The sequence below is a fragment of the Helicobacter bilis ATCC 51630 genome, assembly GCF_000686565.1.
Taxonomy (GTDB): domain Bacteria; phylum Campylobacterota; class Campylobacteria; order Campylobacterales; family Helicobacteraceae; genus Helicobacter_A; species Helicobacter_A bilis.
In genome coordinates this window covers 65,232-82,282 of the sequence record NZ_JMKW01000005.1, presented here as the reverse complement: position 1 = coordinate 82,282, position 17,051 = coordinate 65,232, and the positions used below count along the sequence as shown (strand labels likewise).

Here is a 17,051-nt window from a genome sequence, read left to right as displayed (position 1 = left end):
CTAAGAACACAACACACAAGGGAAATTTTTGCCCTTATAAAAACTCATGCTTACCCACTTGTGCTAACTCATCATTATATAAGTTACAATATTACACATAAGCATATAATTTTTAAAAATTTTTTCTAGCTAACTCTTATAAACTTACGAAACTAGAGAAAATATCGGTTTTTTGGGGATTTGGAGGCAAATAAATTACAATTAAAATGAATGGGTATTTTGCCAAGCCCACCTTTTTTATTTCAACTTAGAGTAAATAAAGCGACTTGACAATGAAAAAAATGTCGGTTAGGGTTTTGGGGGTGGTGGGATTTGGATTTTATCTCGCTAAAAACCTCTCTAGTTACATCAAAAATATCCATTATTTTGTCCCCTTACCATAGAATCCTTGTTTGATTAAAGTTTCTTCTATCAAAGAAGAGCGTAAATTAAGGCTAGAATTTGTGCCTAAAAAACTAGCCTTACCCAATCAATACTTTGCAATGCCTTGCTTACTCTAGCCTTATCTTTTAAAATCACTATGCCATATCCCCTTCTATGCGGCAGAGATTCAAAATCTTTATACAGCTTCATGCTCGGCTTATTTTGAGAGTGAAAACAAGTGCTAGGCAAATACGCATTGCAAATGAGAGCATTTTTTATTCCTTGTGCTACTTGGAGTGCCACCATCGCTAAGGGAATAGACCTTAATATATTCCTTACAAGTTTTTTTTTAGACTCCATATCAAATTACATAAATTCTAAAGTGATGACCAAGAGTCAAGAATAAGTTAAAAAGAGATATAGCTGTGCTTACACTTGCTTGTAGGTTGTAACCACATAAATGCAAACTACAATAGTAAAGAGAGAGCCTTACTATATGTAAGGTAAGAGCCGTATATTAGATGAGATTCTATTACTTAGCTTTAATTACACCAACGATAGCAACTGATGGCTTCTCAATCACGCTAACACCAGCAATCTCTGGTAAATCACGCACAAGGATCGCATGTCCAACATCAAGACTGCTTACATCAAGTGTATAATCACTTGGTAAAACCGCCGCATCACATTTTACTGCAACTCTTTTTCGTGAGAATACAAGCACACCTTTATTTTTCAAGCCAATAGGTGAGCCTGTAACTTTCACTGGCACTTTATATTTTGCCACACAACCCTTTGTTGCAAACATCATATCCACATGTAAAATATCACTTGTTACTGGGTCTTTTTGATATTCTTGCACAACAACATCATATACATTTCCATCGATTTTAACAGGAAAAATAAGTGTTTGTTTCGCACGCATGTATTTGATAAAATCATTGCGTTTAAACGCACAATGTATATTTTCCTTGCCTTTACCATAGATATTAGCAACTAGATAACCATCTCGCTTCAATGCTTTCGCATTTGTTTTGCCAATACTATCTCTAAGTTTGCCTTCTAACATAAATGTCCTTTTTGATAAAATAAAAGCTGACATTCTAGCATTTAATGCTAAATTTGTAAAGCATAACACCATAAAACATAGCAAAATCTTAGAATCTGTTGAGCTAATATGCAACATTACACAGCATAGATTTTTTATGCAATACAAAATAAAAATATTTATCATTTTTATTTATTCTTGTGTTACTATGTAAAAATATTTTAAATTTTAGGAGATTTACATGAGTGTCACAAGTATTATAGAGCATATGAATAATCATCATTCAGCGGAGTTGCAGGGCTTAGTAAAGCTTTATGGTGGCTTTGAGGCAAAGGTGGCAACACTAAGCGGGGTGAATGAAGATGGCATGAAAATACAAGCAGATGGCAAAGAAGTCTTTGCGCCATTTCCTGCGAAAACTGAAGAGAAAGACTATAAAGATGCTATTATTAAACTTTGCATGGCAATCAGCAAAAAAGACGATCAGGTTGCAAGTGAGATAGAATCTTTTAAAGAAGAGTTTAATACGATTTTGCTTACTTCATTATCAAAGGATAATAAACCGCATATTAGCTACTCGCCGCTACTAAGATATGATGGAGAGTATTATTTATATGTGAGCGAAGTCGCAGCACATTGCCAAAATTTACGCACAAATCCTAATGCAGTCCAAGTTATGTTTATAGAAGATGAGAGTAAAACAAAAAGCATTTTAGCAAGAAAGCGTTTGACTTATGATGTAAGCGTGGAGTTTATGCCTAGAGATAGCCTATTTGATAAAGTGTATGATAGCTTTGAATCTCGTGTAGGAAAAGGTGGTGGTGTAGCCCAAGTCCGCTCGATGCAGGATTTTCATTTAGTAAAGATATGCTTCAAAGAAGGTCGCTTTGTAAAAGGCTTTGGTCAAGCATATAATATTGATTCTCATGGCAAGATAGGACATATCGGTGGTAATGGCGGTATGCCACATGCAATGCCGCATAAGCATAAATAGGACTAACTTTTTAAACACTTGCTTTAAATGAAGTTATGTAGGATATTAGACACAATATCTTATTAACTCATATTTTTTCTCAAAAGATTCTATGTGATTGTTATAGAATCTTTAAATGCTTTATTTATTCTAGAGTTTAGTATAAAGTCATATTTCACTTATTTTATCTTTATTAGCACTTGTTTATAACTTTAAGTTTATATGTGATACACAAACGCAAAGAATCTTTTAACATTGTAAAAAAGTTACATTTTTAGCTATATCTCCCATATCTCTTATTTTTGCAAAAAATAGCCATTTTTAGATAGTTTTTTGTAATATTATGTGTTAAAAAGTAACATAATTTTATGATTTAGGGTATTGTAGAATCCATTTATTGCAAAATATAATTCCGTGTTTATTATAAAAAAAGTAATGTAGCAATTATTTTTGTAATTTTTTTGCTTTTTATGTTACATTATAAATACATTTACTTACATATCTAGTTGTGAAAGTAAATATTCTGTGATATAAGGAGTTAGCATGGGTAAGGCAGTCGCTTCAAAAGAGGAAGTGAGAGCGAGATTCTATAAATTTGTGTCATTTCGCAATAAGTTTTCGCTTTATCTTTCTTTGATTATTCTTGTTTGTTATTACGCATTTATTGCTAGTGTTGGATTTTTCCCAGAAATTCTTGGATACAGGTTAGGTCCTAGTGCGATCAGTTTAGGCATTATCTTAGGTGTGTTTATTATCGTGCTATCGATTGTAAGCACAGGGGTTTATACGCTGTTTGCGAATAAATATTTTGATAAAGAGCAAGCTGAGGTGCTAGAAGAGATGGATCGTGTAGGTTTGGTTAAAGAAATGCAAAATGAGAAATAGTTGTGTTATGGAGTTTAGATTTTGTGCTTTAGATTCTGGATTCTCGCCTTTATGGGTGATTGCAGGGTTAAGGTGCATTTTACAAGAGTTTAGATTCTACAACAAATTGTCATATTGAGCATAGCGAAATATCTAGCATAGAATCTAAAAGAGATTTTTCGTGCTTACGCACTCAATATGACAGAAATCTAGATTCTAGTAATTGTTATATTGAACGCAGTGAAATATTTAAAAACTTAAGAATTTAATAAAGATATTTCGCCTATCTCAATATAATAAAAGCACAAAGCAAGAAACAAAAACTAGATTCTATAAATCTTAGATTCTAAGTTTCAATACAGAATCTAATCGCAATAAAAGCGATGAAAGACACACAGAATCTAGCTCTATAAAGCAAAGCAGCTTTTAATAAGGAGAAAGTTATGAATAAAAAAGGTATTTTATTTGGAATCATATTTAGCTATGGTTTATTTATGCAGTGTGTAGCAGCAGGTATTGATGTAGGCAATGTGGAGAAAGCCCCAATAAACTACATTGCTATCAGCATGTTTGTAGCGTTTGTATTAGCAACGCTTAGCATTACTTATTATTCAAGTAAAAAATCACAATCAGCACAATCTTTCTATACCGCCGGTGGTAACATTACTGGTATGCAAAATGGCATCGCAATCGCTGGTGATTATATGAGTGCAGCAAGCTTTTTAGGTATTGTTGGACTTGTGTTTGTGAATGGCTTTGATGGATTGATTTATTCTATTGGATTCTTAGTTGGTTGGCCCATCGTGTTATTTTTAATCGCTGAAAAGTTTCGTAATCTTGGTAAATACACTTTCGCAGATATTATCGCCTATCGTTTGGAATCTAAAAAGGTGAGAACAATCTCTGCGATTTCAGCCCTAAGCGTTATCGTATTCTACTTAATCGCTCAAATGGTAGGTGCTGGTGGGCTTATACAAGTGCTTTTTGGTCTGCCTTATAACACAGCTGTAATATTAGTTGGAATCTTAATGATATGCTATGTTACCTTTGGGGGAATGCACGCTACAACATGGGTGCAAATCATTAAAGCATGTTTGTTACTTGGCGGTGCAAGTTTTATGGCTATTATGGTTTTGTATCTTACCGGCTTTAACTTGCAGCATTATTTTGAGATGGCAATACACAATCATGCAAAAGGTGAAGCCATAATGTCGCCCGGGACATTTCTACCTGATCCAATATCTGCTATCTCTCTTGGTTTAGCATTAATGTTTGGGACTGCTGGATTACCACATATTCTTATGCGATTTTTCACGGTTAAAGACGCAAAAGAAGCAAGAAAGTCAGTCTTCTTTGCTACCGGACTTATAGGCTATTTTTATATACTTACCTTTATTATTGGGTTTGGTGCTATTGCATTATTAATAGGGAATCCAGAGTTTATTGTCGATGGTAAATTCAGTGTTGCACCAAACATGGAAGCCGTCGCATTATCTAAAGTGCTAGGTGGCAATGTGCTTTATGGCTTCATTTCAGCGGTGGCATTTGCTACAATTTTGGCAGTTGTAGCAGGACTTGCTATCTCTGGGGCAAGTGCGATTAGCCATGATTTATTTGTAAATGTTATAAAAGATGGTAAATGCGACCCAAAGCTTGAAATGCGCGTTACAAAAGCTTCGACTATTGGACTTGGCGTATTGGCTATATTGCTTGGGATTGTGTTTCAAGGGCAAAATGTAGCCTTTACCGTTGGACTTGCATTTGCTATTGCTGCGAGTGTGAATTTTCCTATTATTTTGCTTTGCATTTATTGGAAAAATCTCACAACAAATGGTGTGCTTTATGGTGGTTTAATCGGGCTTTTATCAGTGTTATTACTCGTGCTATTTAGCCCTAGCGTATGGGTTGATGTCTTGCATTTTGAAGAGGCAATTTTCCCATATAAACACCCTGCTATCTTTAGTATGCCTATCGCATTTTTATCAATCATTATTATCTCTAAGTTAGATTCTAGAGAGAGATCAATCATTGATAAGCAAGGCTTTAAAGCACAAGACTTTAGAGCTCAAACTGGCATTGGCATAAGTGAAGCTGTGGCACATTAGAATCTGTTAGTCTAAATTTTACAACATAAGATTCTAAACCAAACTTACCTGTAAAGATTCTTTACTAACTAGCTATATTTCTATCTAAAGAAGAGTTGAAAAATAGCTAGTTTTTTGCTACACTTGTGCGGAATTATCTCATAATCTACTTATCATAAACTCGCCATATAAGGATTATAATGTTGCTTGATATTTCCACCTCAACACCCCTTGCAAACTATAAGATTCTAAGCAATTCTATCACACCACGACCCATTGCATGGATAAGCACAAAGAGTAATGCCGACATAATAAACCTTGCACCATTTAGCTTTTTTGCACCGCTTTGTGCTACACCCATGATATTTGGCATTAGCATTATGAATAAGAGTAATGGCGATATGAAAGATACCTTGCTGAATGCAAAACTCACAAAAAAGGCGACAATATGCACGGTGCAACCAGACTTTTTAGAATCAATGCAGCAAACAAGCACAGAATTGCCTTATAATATAAGCGAAACATCAACCTACAAGATTCCAACAATAGAGATTGCAAAGGATTATCCTCCATGTGTTGATGGTGTGAAAGTCGCATTTTTCTGTGATTTTAAGGATATTTTGCAGTTTAGCCAAACTTGTTCCACTTTGATTTTACAAGCACAAAAAGTTTTTATTGATGATGAATTATATAGTGAATCTCTAAACTTTTCCCTGCAAAATGTTGGTCGCTGTGGCAAGGGATTTATATAAAACTATATATTAAAATATTGCTTGTTGTAAATAAATATGAAATATGCCTTAACCCCTTGTGTCAAATATGGAAATTTTCTCGCATTGTTTCTGTATCCTAGATCTTAATATAAATTTAAAATATTACATATAAATCATATAAAACTGGTATAAGCATTTTTATGTTAAAGATTTTTGGGCATTGAAACAATGGAATATTGTGATAAAAATGTCATCATGCAAACTACACAATAACTAAAAATATGACTATAAACACAGCATATCGCAATTTCAATAGTCAATGTATCGCACATATATTTCATTCTAAATTTTGCAGTTTTTATGTTTTTATTATACATAAATGAGTAAAATACCAAAATATTTTTTAATAGAAGGATAGCAATGACAATTGAAATGGGCGATCTTAAAAAAGGTTTGAAAATCGAAATCGATGGAATCCCTTATAGAATCACAGAGTATCAGCATGTAAAGCCGGGTAAAGGTCCTGCATTTGTGCGAGTGAAGATTAAAAGCTTTTTAGATGGCAAGGTAATTGAAAAAACTTTTCATGCGGGTGATAAATGTGAAACGCCAAATATTATTGAAAAAGGCATGCAATATCTCTATCATGATGGTGAGCTGTATCAATTTATGGATAATGAAACTTATGAGCAAGTGGGCTTAAGTGAAGAGCAAGTTGGTGATAGTGCAAAATGGCTTTTAGATAGTATGAATGTAAGTGTTCTGCTTTATAATGACAAGGCAATATCAGTCAATGTCCCACAAATAGTTGAGCTAAAGATAGTAGAAACTCCCCCAAACTTTAAGGGCGATACTTCAAGTGCGGGTAAGAAACCAGCGACTTTAGAGACAGGTGCGGTGGTGCAGATTCCATTCCATGTATTAGAGGGTGAAACGATACGAGTGAATACAGAGACAGGTGAGTATATAGAAAAGGTTAAATAGGTTATGAATCTCTCACTAGATACTTTGCTTCCTTTGTTGCAACGAGATTTTTTTATGCGTGTTGTACTTGCAAGTGTGGAGGTTATACGCCTTTTACATACGCAAGATTCAATATTGCATGAGAGTTTTGGCGTTGGTGCAGGTGGCGATCGTAGTAGTGGGGCGGATTTACTTGCGGAATCTATATTTTCTAAGTTTTTATTGCCACATTATCATATCGACTCTGAAGAAAGTGGGTTATTAAAAGGTGATAGTAATGCAAAAGGCACAATTGTGCTAGACCCGCTTGATGGCAGTAGTAACTTTAAGTCAAACATTCCATATTTTGGTGCGAGTGTAGCCTTGTGTGATGAGAATGGTAGAGTGTGTGAAGCTTGTGTGGTGAATTATATCTCATGTGAGATAGCCTATCTTAATGATGATTTATTGGCTCTTACAAGAATGCCTTGTATTTTTAGTTTGCAGACTTTTATTGCAGATTTACAACCAGAATATATTGTATATGCAAGCACTGCAAAAAAGCCAACTTCTATGCACTCATGCTATATACCATGCAATTTCACAAGACTTTTGCAAAATAGCAATACTGCAAAAAAAGATACCTTTATAGCAAATGCGTGTGATGCGATTAGAGAGTCTGCACAATATCTTCCGTCGTTTGATACAAACTTTTTACATGCAATGTTTGCTAGTCAAATACTAATCTTTAGACCGCAAAAAGTTATCACAGAAAAGCTTGAATGTGGCATATTTGAAAAGGCTATGCAGCATGCTAAATGGGCGTCTTTTTTAGCAGAAAGTGGGCTAAAATTTCGTAGTCTTGGGGCTATTGCCCTAAGTCTTGCTTTTAGTTTTCGCTATCTATTTGTGCTTTTGCCAACACAGGTTAGAAAATATGATGGTATGGCAGGATTCTATCTAGCTCAAAATCAAATCATTTGTGGCAATTTAGAATCTTATCATAAGGCTATACCATCGCTGAAGCAATGTAGGGAAGTGATTTCTCATATTTTAATTACAACAGATTCAGATATTGTTAATAAATTTAAAGGAAGGTAAAATGGGTTTTTCAGATTTTTTTAAAAACTTTAAACGAGAAGATTCTAGAGATAGAAAAGATGCAGCCCAGCATTGGACAAAATGTCCTAGCTGCGGTGCGGTTATGTATAATAAAGAAGTGATTGAGAGTTCTTATGTATGTTCAAAATGTTCCCATCATTTTAGAATCAACGCACAAGATAGACTGAATCTTATTTGCGATTCTGATACTTTTATTGAATATGACAATGATTTAGCTCCAAACGATCCCCTTGCATTTGTGGACAAAAAAAGCTATACAAAAAGAATTGAAGAGGGCTTTGCAAAGACAAAGAGAAAAAGTGCGGTTATATCAGGGGAAGCCCTTATACATGGCAAAGAAGCACAAATTGTAATCTTTGATTTCTCATTTATGGGCGGTAGCTTAGGCAGTGTTGAGGGTGAAAAGATTGTAAGAGCGATTAATCGTGCTATAAGTAAAAAGCAAGGCTTAATCATTGTATCTACAAGTGGTGGAGCTAGAATGCAAGAATCTACCTATTCACTCATGCAAATGGCAAAAACTTCAGCGGCATTAGGCAAACTTGCTGAAGCAAAACTGCCTTATATCTCTGTGCTAACTGACCCTACTTTCGGGGGTGTTTCAGCATCATTTGCATTTTTAGGGGATATAATCATTGCAGAACCGGGTGCTATGATAGGCTTTGCAGGGGCAAGGGTTATCAAGCAAACAATCGGCACAGATTTACCAGAGGGCTTTCAAACTGCAGAGTTTTTGCTTGAACATGGATTAATAGATATGATTGTATCGCGTAAAGATTTGAAGCATACTTTAAGCGATCTTATTAAAATGCTTGTGCCTTATGAAAATACATATATATACAATTCATAAAAATGAAATGCTAGGTGATATAATGCAGTATTATAGCAAGGCTTGCAAGGGATTTGGTGTTACACTAAGCTTTTTTAATCTCTTTAATAAAAAGATTCAAGAAGCACAAAAGCAAGATTCTAATATCGCAAAGCAAAGCTATACAATGGCATTTTCTAAACATTTTGATAGGCAGAGTATTTTGCTAGATTCTGGTGGAGAGAGACAAGATTCAATAGAATTTAGCAACATGATAGAATCTTATAGCACACAAAGTGGCATTATAAAATTTTTTATTGCAGGGGCATTTGGCTTTGAAAAAGAAGTATTAAAACAGCATAAAACAATCAGTTTAAGCACATTAACTTTTAGCCATGAAATCGCAAAAATTGTGCTTTTAGAGCAGATTTATCGCTCACTAAGCATTATCAATAAACACCCATACCATAAGCTTTAGTAAGGAAAAAGAATGCGTAATGAAGATTTGTTATCATTGAGACAAACATTAGAAAAACGATTAGAATATTTAGATGGATTAAGCTTAAACTTACATAAAAGCTTACAAGAGATGAGTGCGTTAAAACTCAATGAAAATGCAGATATTATCTCTACGCAATCACAACTGCGATTTGATGATTCCATGTTAGAACGCAATCAAAAAGAGATGAAAGAAATCAGTGCGTCTCTTGCGAAGTTTGATGATGGAATCTATGGCATTTGTGAAATGTGTGAAGATGAAATTGGCATTGAGAGATTGCAGGCAAAACCGCATGCAAGATTCTGTATTAATTGTCGCGAGATTTATGAAAAAAGCGAAAAGCAAAAGGAGAGAACATGAAGATTCGATATTTTTTTAGTTTTGCATTATTGTTTTTAGTGCTTGTTGGTGCTTATACATTCTATATTAGCACAGATTATTATACACTTCAAAATACGCTTTTAGTGGAGTTTAGTATAACTTTGCCTGTTGCATTATGGATATGTTTGCCCGCAGTATTTTTATTTGTGCTTGCCTTGCTTTTTATGGGTTTTGCATCACTTGTGCAAAAGTTTAAAAGCATGACTTTGCATAGAGATATTGAGAAGATTTTCACACAGATTCAAGAACAAATGTTAGGGAATCCTGTAAGAGAGAGGGTATTTTCAAACACAGAGTTAAAGACACTTTCAAAGACTTTGCAGAGATTTATATTATTACCCGATACAAAATCACATAACACAAATTATGAAAAGATAGATTCTATATTTAATAGCTTTAAAGAAATAGAAGATGGCAAAAATGATCCTAAAATACGCTTAAATCCAAGCCACCCACTCTATAATCTCAATGCAAAAAATGCGATTAAAGATGATTCTCAAAAAGCATTTGATACACTGAAACAAGACTTTGATAAAGATTTTATGGGGCAGAATCTTTATACACAAAACAGCACACAAGCAATTTATGATAAGGCGTGGGAAGTTTTACTGAATGGGCAACAAAAAGTCTTGCAGAAAGCATTGAATCTAGATAAAAATCATCTCACATACACTACACTTCTAGGGCTTGTGAAAACATGTGCTAAAGGCAACATCAACATACAAAAAGATGTGATAATACAAACATGCAAAAAGGTAAGCATGAATGAGAGAGAATATCTAGGAATAGCCATTTCTGTATGCGAATTATTACGACAAGATAACATTAATTTCTGGCTTAGTGTCTTTGAATCTTTAAGCAAAGAAGTAGAACAAAGCGTATTAGCCTACTTTTATATATTGCTTGAAGTCGGCAAAACAAGCGAGGCGATGGATTTAAAACAGCAATATCCAAAAGATGATTTCTTGCCTGTGAGTGCATTTAGCACATTAAAAGAAAAAGGCTATCCATTACTTGTATTCTTTGACCCGCTTTTATATCGAGCAAGAAAGCAAGAAAAAGTGCCAACAGAAAATGTAGCTATGAAGCAAATAGATTATGTGAATCATTAGAATCTAGTCGCATGCTTTTTGTAGAGTTCAAGTGCATTTTTATTAAACAAAATTTGCTAGAATACAAGCGATAATAATTATTTGTTATCGTTTAATATTTTTTTTAAGGAGACATTATGTTAGTAACAAGAAAAGCCCCAGATTTTACTGCTCCAGCTGTATTAGCAAATGGTAGTATTGTAAATGATTTTGAATTAAGTAAAAATTTAGGCAAAAATGGTGCAGTCCTATTTTTCTGGCCCAAAGACTTTACTTTTGTATGCCCTAGTGAAATCATCGCTATGGATAAGAGAGTGAAAGCTTTTAATGAACGCGGTGTGAATGTAATCGGTGTATCTATTGACTCTGATGTTGTGCATTTTGCATGGAGAAACACACCGGTAAATGAGGGTGGTATAGGACAAGTTAGCTTCCCTATGGTATCTGATATTACAAAGCAGATTTCAAGAGATTATGATGTGCTATTTGGCGGTGCGGTTGCATTACGCGGTAGCTTTATCATTGATGAGAATCAAATCGTGCGACATGCAACAATCAATGACTTGCCACTTGGTAGAAATATGGACGAATATTTGCGTTTAGTTGATGCGATTTTATTCCATAAAGAACACGGCGAAGTATGTCCTGCTGGTTGGCAAAAAGGCGATAAAGGTATGAAAGCTACTGCTGAAGGTGTTAAAGAATATCTTTCACAAAATAGTGCTAAACTTTAATCTAAGCATTTTTCAAACCATTCCCATCTAAGTAGAATGGCTCAAGTCTATCACAAGATTTGAGTCTTTTATCTTTCTCACAATACATATATTTATCCCTATCGTAAGTTTTTCTCGTCTATTTTTGATATACTTTCTCTTTAGAATCTTATATTAAGATTAGTCTATATTTAAACCATCTTAAAGGCAATACAAATGAATATTGTTATCCCTATGGCTGGGCTTGGTTCTCGCTTTGCAAAGGCTGGATTTATAAATCCAAAACCGCTCATTGATGTAATGGGTAAGCCAATGATTGTGCGTGTTTTAGAGAATCTTTATTATCCAAATGCAAACTATATTCTCATCGCACGAAATGAATATCTAGCAAAGACACAACAGGTTATACAAGAGTTACTGCCTAATATGAATGTAAAACTTATTGGTATAGATAAGATTACAGAAGGTAGTGTTTGCACGATTTTATACGCACATAAATATGTGAATAACGATACACCACTACTCATTGCAAATACCGATCAAATCATAGAGCACAATATTGCTGATTTTATTAATGATTGTAAGCAAAGAGAGCTTTGTGGCTCTATACTCACTTTTGAGGACAAAGAGAAAAATCCAAAATGGTCGTTTGCAAAAATACAAAATAATTTAGTTGTAGAAGTGAAAGAAAAAGTGGCTATCTCCACACATGCTACCGTTGGGATTTATCTTTTTATGCGCGGAAAGTTGTTTGTTGATAGTGCGATTGATATGATTATAGCAAACGAACGCGTTAATAACGAGTTTTATACTTGTCCTGTTTATAATTACGCAATAAAATCTGGTGCAAAAATCGGAATCTATAATATAGAATCTAACGCCATGCATGGTATTGGCACACCTGAAGATCTAGCCTTGTATGAAGAGTATTGTAAAAATAAGATGCCTTGAGATACAATGTATATTCAATACCTTAAACTTTACTGACAGATTCATTGGCTTAGGTATAGCGAAGTTACCTTTCATACTGCTTGGTTTTATCATTTTTTAAATAGATTCTATATTATGTTTATGCTATAACTTCTTTTGTTATACAATACATAATCTTAAATTATGGAGATTCTATGCAAAACACACAACAACTAAAACTTCTAGCCGTCATTGGTAATCCCATCAAGCATTCACTATCGCCACTTATGCATAATTATGCCTTGCAAAAGTTAGGGCTAAACTCATTTTATACGCGCTTTTGTCTCCCACAAGATATAGATTCTAGCGATTTGGCTGATTTTATTCTATCGAGTGATTTAGCAGGTGTGAATGTTACTCTGCCTTTTAAAGAGACATGTTTTAGGGCATTAGATAGCATTCAAGGTATTGCAAATGAGATTTGTGCAGTCAATACAATTGTGCGTAAAGATGATAAGTTGATAGGATACAACACTGATGCAGAGGGATTTTACCATGCGATAAAAAGTCATAATCCAAAGCATGTTTTATTGCTTGGTGCAGGTGGCAGTGCAAGAAGCATTGCGACCATTTTATTTAGAAATAATATCAATCTTACAATTGCTAATCGCAGCACAGAGAAACTCGCATATTTTAGCCAATTTGGCGAAACTCTAAGTTTTGCTGATTTAGGGGGCAAGACAGAGTGCTATGATATTATAGTGAATGCAACAAGTGCTAGTGTTAAGGGTGTGTTGCCAATGCAAGAAGAGATTCTAATTCCCTTATTGCAGCAAAGCAGGCTTGCCTATGATTTAATGTATCAAGCTGGCGATACGCCATTTTGTGCTTTAGCAAAGCGTTATACACAAGCCCTAGATGGTAAAGCAATGCTTGTGTATCAAGGTGCTCTAGCTCTAATGTATTTTCATGATATGGAGATACAAGACATGCAATTTATGCATATAGCAAAGATTATGGCGGAAGCCTTGAAAGTGAGTTTATAATAGAGCTTAAATGAGAATCTTTACCTTTTATATTGATAGGACTAAGAGAGATAAAATAAATATCCATGAAATATACAATATTTATATTAAAACGCTACAATGTAACACCGCTTTATTTTGAGTAAGTATGCGGTTGTAATTTATGTTAATTTAAGGAGCATATTATGGGACAATATATTGAGTTAAATCAAAGTAATTTTGCAGAAGTAACACAAAATGGCATTTCTCTTGTGGATTTTTGGGCGCCTTGGTGTGGTCCATGCCGCATGTTAGCACCAGTCATTGATGAATTAGCAGCAGATTTTGCTGGTCGTGCAAATATTTGTAAAGTCAATACAGATGAAGAGGAAGCGTTGAGCGCACAATTTGGAATCCGCAGTATTCCAACCATTATATTTATGAAAAATGGTGAGATAGTAGATCAAGTCATTGGTGCTACTACAAAGGCAGTCCTTGCGGATAAACTTAACGCTTTGTTGTAATATCGTAACATACAGGAAGATTCCATGATAGATTTAGCAATCATTGGTGGCGGTCCTGCGGGACTATCTGCAGGTCTGTATGCTACACGAGGTGGTATAAAAGATGTGGTGCTATATGAAAAGGGAATGCCGGGCGGACAGATTACGGGTAGCAGTGAGATTGAAAACTATCCGGGTGTGAGAGAGATAAAGTCGGGGCTTGACTTTATGGAGCCATGGCAGGAGCAATGCTTTCGTTTCGGTTTGAAACATGCGATGTCAGAAGTCATACGCGTTGAGAAGCATGGCGATATTTTTCATATTATCCATAATCAAGGTAAAGGTGAAGAGACACAGGAAGCAAGAAGTGTGATTATCACAACAGGTGGTCGCCCCAAAAAGTCAAATATTAAAGGCGAGCAAGAGTTTTGGGGTAAGGGCGTTAGCACATGTGCTACTTGCGATGCGTTTTTTTATAAGAAACGAGAAGTTGCTGTGCTTGGTGGTGGAGATACCGCATTAGAAGAAGCGATATATCTTACAAAGTTTGCTTCAAAAGTGCATCTTATCCATAGAAGAGATGGCTTTAGAGCCGCACCAGTAACGGTTCAACACGCAAAAAGCAATGAGTTAATCAATTTCCTAACCCCCTATGTCGTTACAGAAATTTGTGGCGATGAAAATGGCGTGAGTGGTCTAACGATTAAGAATCTTAACACAAATAAAGAAGAGAGGCTAGAAGTGCCGGTTATATTTGAGTTTGTTGGCTATGAAGTGAATAATCAAATATTACAACAGAGAGATGGCTCATTTCTTTGCGAAGTAGATTCCTATGGTTCTGTGGTAGTGGATCTAAAAATGCACACAAATGTGGCAGGTCTATTTGCCGCAGGTGATATACGCATAGATGCACCAAAGCAGGTTGTATGTGCTGCTGGAGATGGCGCACAAGCTGCACTTGAAGCTATTGCATATTTAGAGCAAAAACATTAAAAGCACAAAATATTAAAAAGGTAGGCTATGCTAGAAATTGGTATCTTTGGGGCGACAGGTAGAGTAGGTAAATTATTAATTGATGAGATTCTAGAATCTAAAAAAGCTAGTCTAGCAAGTGTGTATGTGCGGAATGAATTGCAATATAACATTCCATCAAATACGCTTGTTACAAGTAGCATGGCTGATTTTTTAGAATCAAGTCAAGTCATCATTGATTTCTCAAGTGCAGAGGCAACTAAGAATCTGCTAGAGTATGCAAAGACACACCCCACACCACTTGTAATCGGCACAACAGGCTTACAACCATCGCACATTGAGCTTTTAAATGAATGTAGCAAAGCTATGCCTATTCTTTATGCGACAAATATGAGTGAGGGTGTGGCTATGCTAAATAAGCTTGTTGCCCTGCTGAGTGTGCAACTTCGCAACTATGATATTGAAATCACAGAGATTCATCATCGCTATAAAAAGGACGCACCATCAGGCACAGCCCTAACTCTCGCACAAACTGCGGCAAGTGCTAGAAACCTAGATGAAAATGCCCTTAAGTTTGGCAGGGAGGGCATAGCATTGCGCAATAAAGATGAAATCGGCGTGCTAAGTCTTCGTGGTGGCGATGTTGTCGGCCGGCATGTCGTTGGATTCTATGCTGATGGTGAGTATATCGAGCTAACGCATAATGCAACTTCAAGGGCTACCTTTGCAAAAGGTGCTTTGCATGCAGCCCTTTGGCTTGCAAAGCAGCAAAATGGGCTTTATAGTATGCAAGATATTTTTGAGTTTTAATACGGAGTGATTATGCAGATAAAAGATTCTCATACTATAAATGGTATCACATACTTTACCCCCCCCCCCCCATTATATCAAACACACTAGACACAGACACTAGCGACACTTCTAAGTCTAGCTTAAATACAGAATCTAATGCGAATTTTCACTTCCCAAGTGAAGGTATGGATATGCTATATCTAGCTGAAAATAAGCATTTTTGGCATATCGCAAGGCGAGAGTTTATCTATCAAGAGATAAGCCGTATTTTAGCCTCTTTATATCCGCAAGATAATGGCAAAAGCACAAAGATTCTAGATGTAGGGGCTGGGACAGGGAGTGTTACAAGGCATTTTTTATCGCAAGGTTTTAATAATATCGCATTAGGTGAAATCCACCCGCAAGGCTTAGAATACGCTAAAACCTATGGTATAAAAGACTTGTATTGTATGGATTTGCTTGATGTGCCTTTTGCAGATGAGTTTGACTGCATTTTTGCCTTTGATGTGCTAGAACACATTGATGATGATTTAGTAGCGTTAAAAAATATGAAAAGTATGCTAAAAAATAATACAAAAAGCCTTTTAGCCTTAAGTGTCCCGTCACATAAATGGCTGTGGAATGCCCACGATGTGAGCGTGCATCATAAGCGGCGATATACTAAAAATGAGCTTGTCGCTCTTATGCAACAAAGTGGCTTTGAGATTGTATGTGCGAAGTATTTTTTCATTTCTATTACGCCATTACTTTGGGTTAGGGCATTGCTGCATTCTGCACCATATCCAACGCAAGATTCTCGCATTGCAAAATCTCAAGTAAGTCAGCAAAATAGTGCATTAGATTCTTATACAGAATCTAGCGAAAAATCTAGCACAAACACAGAATCTGTGGCAGAATCTCACAAAGAAGAATTACGCGATACGCCACCGCCCACACTTATCAATAAAGCATTGCTAGGAATCTGTCGGCTAGAAAATAAGATTCAGCACTATCTCCCACAAAATCTTAGCGCCCCATTTGGCGGCTCATTGCTTGTAGTGGGTAAAAATATGTCTTAATGTTAGATAATATAATGTGTATATTTTTGTAACATAAAAAATAAAATATGCGATTTTAGTTTTGTTATCTTACCATTTACATTTTCATAATGATACAATGCGAATTTATTATCATTTTTTTAAGGAGCTTTCTATGTTAAAGAATATTCAGTTATGGGGGGGGGGGGGGTCTTGCCCTTAGTTTATTATTAATTACTGGTTGTGGCACAATT

20 protein-coding genes are annotated in these 17,051 nt (G+C 35.4%); 18 read left to right on the top strand and 2 right to left on the bottom strand.

The annotated features are described in order from the left end of the window. Window positions 1–447 precede the first annotated feature (447 nt). Both T368_RS16475 and T368_RS0101590 read right to left on the bottom strand, forming a co-directional pair. Window positions 448–669: a 4Fe-4S dicluster domain-containing protein gene (locus T368_RS16475; protein WP_005218286.1), complete on the bottom strand. Its 222-nt coding sequence runs from the start codon at window positions 667–669 to the stop codon at window positions 448–450. Between the two features lie 226 nt (window positions 670–895). Continuing rightward, window positions 896–1,432 (bottom strand): 50S ribosomal protein L25/general stress protein Ctc, encoded by a 537-nt coding sequence (locus tag T368_RS0101590; RefSeq protein ID WP_004088918.1) that lies wholly within the window; start codon window positions 1,430–1,432, stop codon window positions 896–898. A gap of 220 nt (window positions 1,433–1,652) precedes the next feature. Here T368_RS0101590 and T368_RS0101585 point away from each other — a divergent pair, with 220 nt between their 5' ends. The 18 genes from T368_RS0101585 (at window position 1,653) to T368_RS0101500 (ending at window position 16,839) form a co-directional block, all read left to right on the top strand. Next, the gene (locus tag T368_RS0101585; RefSeq protein ID WP_004088916.1) at window positions 1,653–2,405 is read left to right on the top strand and encodes a HugZ family heme oxygenase; all 753 of its coding nucleotides are present in this window, start codon (window positions 1,653–1,655) and stop codon (window positions 2,403–2,405) included. A gap of 522 nt (window positions 2,406–2,927) precedes the next feature. Continuing rightward, window positions 2,928–3,269, top strand: coding sequence for a DUF485 domain-containing protein (locus tag T368_RS0101580; RefSeq protein ID WP_004088914.1), 342 nt, complete (start codon window positions 2,928–2,930; stop codon window positions 3,267–3,269). After that, window positions 3,259–3,387: a hypothetical protein gene (locus T368_RS17030; RefSeq protein WP_268902595.1), complete on the top strand. Its 129-nt coding sequence runs from the start codon at window positions 3,259–3,261 to the stop codon at window positions 3,385–3,387. The genes T368_RS0101580 and T368_RS17030 overlap by 11 nt, the downstream gene beginning before the upstream one ends. A 355-nt stretch (window positions 3,388–3,742) precedes the next feature. Continuing rightward, window positions 3,743–5,353: a cation acetate symporter gene (locus T368_RS0101575; RefSeq protein ID WP_051053872.1), complete on the top strand. Its 1,611-nt coding sequence runs from the start codon at window positions 3,743–3,745 to the stop codon at window positions 5,351–5,353. A 179-nt stretch (window positions 5,354–5,532) separates the two neighbouring features. After that, window positions 5,533–6,084 carry a flavin reductase family protein gene (locus T368_RS0101570; protein ID WP_004088912.1) on the top strand — a complete coding sequence of 184 codons (552 nt, stop codon included), beginning with the start codon at window positions 5,533–5,535 and terminating at the stop codon, window positions 6,082–6,084. Between the two features lie 381 nt (window positions 6,085–6,465). Then, window positions 6,466–7,029 (top strand): elongation factor P, encoded by a 564-nt coding sequence (efp, locus tag T368_RS0101565; RefSeq protein WP_004088911.1) that lies wholly within the window; start codon window positions 6,466–6,468, stop codon window positions 7,027–7,029. A 3-nt stretch (window positions 7,030–7,032) separates the two neighbouring features. After that, window positions 7,033–8,088 (top strand): FIG domain-containing protein, encoded by a 1,056-nt coding sequence (locus T368_RS0101560; RefSeq protein ID WP_004088909.1) that lies wholly within the window; start codon window positions 7,033–7,035, stop codon window positions 8,086–8,088. Window position 8,089: 1 nt separating this feature from the next. Further along, entirely contained in the window at window positions 8,090–8,959 is an 870-nt protein-coding gene (gene accD, locus T368_RS0101555) for an acetyl-CoA carboxylase, carboxyltransferase subunit beta (protein WP_004088908.1), read from the top strand. Further along, window positions 8,931–9,395 carry a 23S rRNA (pseudouridine(1915)-N(3))-methyltransferase RlmH gene (locus T368_RS0101550; protein WP_027338253.1) on the top strand — a complete coding sequence of 155 codons (465 nt, stop codon included), beginning with the start codon at window positions 8,931–8,933 and terminating at the stop codon, window positions 9,393–9,395. The genes accD and T368_RS0101550 overlap by 29 nt, the downstream gene beginning before the upstream one ends. A 12-nt stretch (window positions 9,396–9,407) precedes the next feature. Further along, on the top strand, window positions 9,408–9,776 hold the full coding sequence (locus T368_RS0101545) for a TraR/DksA C4-type zinc finger protein (RefSeq protein ID WP_004088903.1): 369 nt from the start codon (window positions 9,408–9,410) through the stop codon (window positions 9,774–9,776). Further along, window positions 9,773–10,909, top strand: coding sequence for a hypothetical protein (locus T368_RS0101540; protein ID WP_004088900.1), 1,137 nt, complete (start codon window positions 9,773–9,775; stop codon window positions 10,907–10,909). Before T368_RS0101545 ends, T368_RS0101540 begins: the two co-directional genes overlap by 4 nt. Window positions 10,910–11,025: 116 nt before the next feature. Beyond that, complete coding sequence (locus tag T368_RS0101535) at window positions 11,026–11,622, top strand: peroxiredoxin (protein ID WP_004088897.1); 597 nt, start codon at window positions 11,026–11,028, stop codon at window positions 11,620–11,622. A 195-nt stretch (window positions 11,623–11,817) separates the two neighbouring features. Then, window positions 11,818–12,552 (top strand): glycosyltransferase family 2 protein, encoded by a 735-nt coding sequence (locus T368_RS0101525; RefSeq protein ID WP_004088893.1) that lies wholly within the window; start codon window positions 11,818–11,820, stop codon window positions 12,550–12,552. Between the two features lie 173 nt (window positions 12,553–12,725). Continuing rightward, the gene (locus T368_RS0101520) at window positions 12,726–13,556 is read left to right on the top strand and encodes a shikimate dehydrogenase (RefSeq protein WP_004088888.1); all 831 of its coding nucleotides are present in this window, start codon (window positions 12,726–12,728) and stop codon (window positions 13,554–13,556) included. Window positions 13,557–13,720: 164 nt separating this feature from the next. Continuing rightward, the gene (trxA, locus tag T368_RS0101515) at window positions 13,721–14,038 is read left to right on the top strand and encodes a thioredoxin (protein WP_004088886.1); all 318 of its coding nucleotides are present in this window, start codon (window positions 13,721–13,723) and stop codon (window positions 14,036–14,038) included. Window positions 14,039–14,062: 24 nt separating this feature from the next. Beyond that, on the top strand, window positions 14,063–15,010 hold the full coding sequence (gene trxB / locus T368_RS0101510) for a thioredoxin-disulfide reductase (RefSeq protein ID WP_004088885.1): 948 nt from the start codon (window positions 14,063–14,065) through the stop codon (window positions 15,008–15,010). A 27-nt stretch (window positions 15,011–15,037) separates the two neighbouring features. Then, the gene (gene dapB / locus T368_RS0101505) at window positions 15,038–15,799 is read left to right on the top strand and encodes a 4-hydroxy-tetrahydrodipicolinate reductase (protein ID WP_004088883.1); all 762 of its coding nucleotides are present in this window, start codon (window positions 15,038–15,040) and stop codon (window positions 15,797–15,799) included. Window positions 15,800–15,972: 173 nt separating this feature from the next. Further along, on the top strand, window positions 15,973–16,839 hold the full coding sequence (locus T368_RS0101500) for a class I SAM-dependent methyltransferase (protein WP_237022131.1): 867 nt from the start codon (window positions 15,973–15,975) through the stop codon (window positions 16,837–16,839). The last annotated feature ends 212 nt before the right edge of the window (window positions 16,840–17,051 follow it).

Excerpts from the sequence above, each read along its gene's own strand:
- T368_RS16475 (WP_005218286.1), bottom strand. The coding sequence starts at position 669 with ATGGTGGCACTCCAAGTAGCACAAGGAATAAAAAATGCTCTCATTTGC.
- T368_RS0101590 (WP_004088918.1), bottom strand. The coding sequence starts at position 1,432 with ATGTTAGAAGGCAAACTTAGAGATAGTATTGGCAAAACAAATGCGAAA.
- T368_RS0101585 (WP_004088916.1), top strand. The coding sequence starts at position 1,653 with ATGAGTGTCACAAGTATTATAGAGCATATGAATAATCATCATTCAGCG.
- T368_RS0101580 (WP_004088914.1), top strand. The coding sequence starts at position 2,928 with ATGGGTAAGGCAGTCGCTTCAAAAGAGGAAGTGAGAGCGAGATTCTAT.
- T368_RS17030 (WP_268902595.1), top strand. The coding sequence starts at position 3,259 with ATGAGAAATAGTTGTGTTATGGAGTTTAGATTTTGTGCTTTAGATTCT.
- T368_RS0101575 (WP_051053872.1), top strand. The coding sequence starts at position 3,743 with ATGCAGTGTGTAGCAGCAGGTATTGATGTAGGCAATGTGGAGAAAGCC.
- T368_RS0101570 (WP_004088912.1), top strand. The coding sequence starts at position 5,533 with ATGTTGCTTGATATTTCCACCTCAACACCCCTTGCAAACTATAAGATT.
- efp (WP_004088911.1), top strand. The coding sequence starts at position 6,466 with ATGACAATTGAAATGGGCGATCTTAAAAAAGGTTTGAAAATCGAAATC.
- T368_RS0101560 (WP_004088909.1), top strand. The coding sequence starts at position 7,033 with ATGAATCTCTCACTAGATACTTTGCTTCCTTTGTTGCAACGAGATTTT.
- accD (WP_004088908.1), top strand. The coding sequence starts at position 8,090 with ATGGGTTTTTCAGATTTTTTTAAAAACTTTAAACGAGAAGATTCTAGA.
- T368_RS0101550 (WP_027338253.1), top strand. The coding sequence starts at position 8,931 with ATGAAAATACATATATATACAATTCATAAAAATGAAATGCTAGGTGAT.
- T368_RS0101545 (WP_004088903.1), top strand. The coding sequence starts at position 9,408 with ATGCGTAATGAAGATTTGTTATCATTGAGACAAACATTAGAAAAACGA.
- T368_RS0101540 (WP_004088900.1), top strand. The coding sequence starts at position 9,773 with ATGAAGATTCGATATTTTTTTAGTTTTGCATTATTGTTTTTAGTGCTT.
- T368_RS0101535 (WP_004088897.1), top strand. The coding sequence starts at position 11,026 with ATGTTAGTAACAAGAAAAGCCCCAGATTTTACTGCTCCAGCTGTATTA.
- T368_RS0101525 (WP_004088893.1), top strand. The coding sequence starts at position 11,818 with ATGAATATTGTTATCCCTATGGCTGGGCTTGGTTCTCGCTTTGCAAAG.
- T368_RS0101520 (WP_004088888.1), top strand. The coding sequence starts at position 12,726 with ATGCAAAACACACAACAACTAAAACTTCTAGCCGTCATTGGTAATCCC.
- trxA (WP_004088886.1), top strand. The coding sequence starts at position 13,721 with ATGGGACAATATATTGAGTTAAATCAAAGTAATTTTGCAGAAGTAACA.
- trxB (WP_004088885.1), top strand. The coding sequence starts at position 14,063 with ATGATAGATTTAGCAATCATTGGTGGCGGTCCTGCGGGACTATCTGCA.
- dapB (WP_004088883.1), top strand. The coding sequence starts at position 15,038 with ATGCTAGAAATTGGTATCTTTGGGGCGACAGGTAGAGTAGGTAAATTA.
- T368_RS0101500 (WP_237022131.1), top strand. The coding sequence starts at position 15,973 with ATGCTATATCTAGCTGAAAATAAGCATTTTTGGCATATCGCAAGGCGA.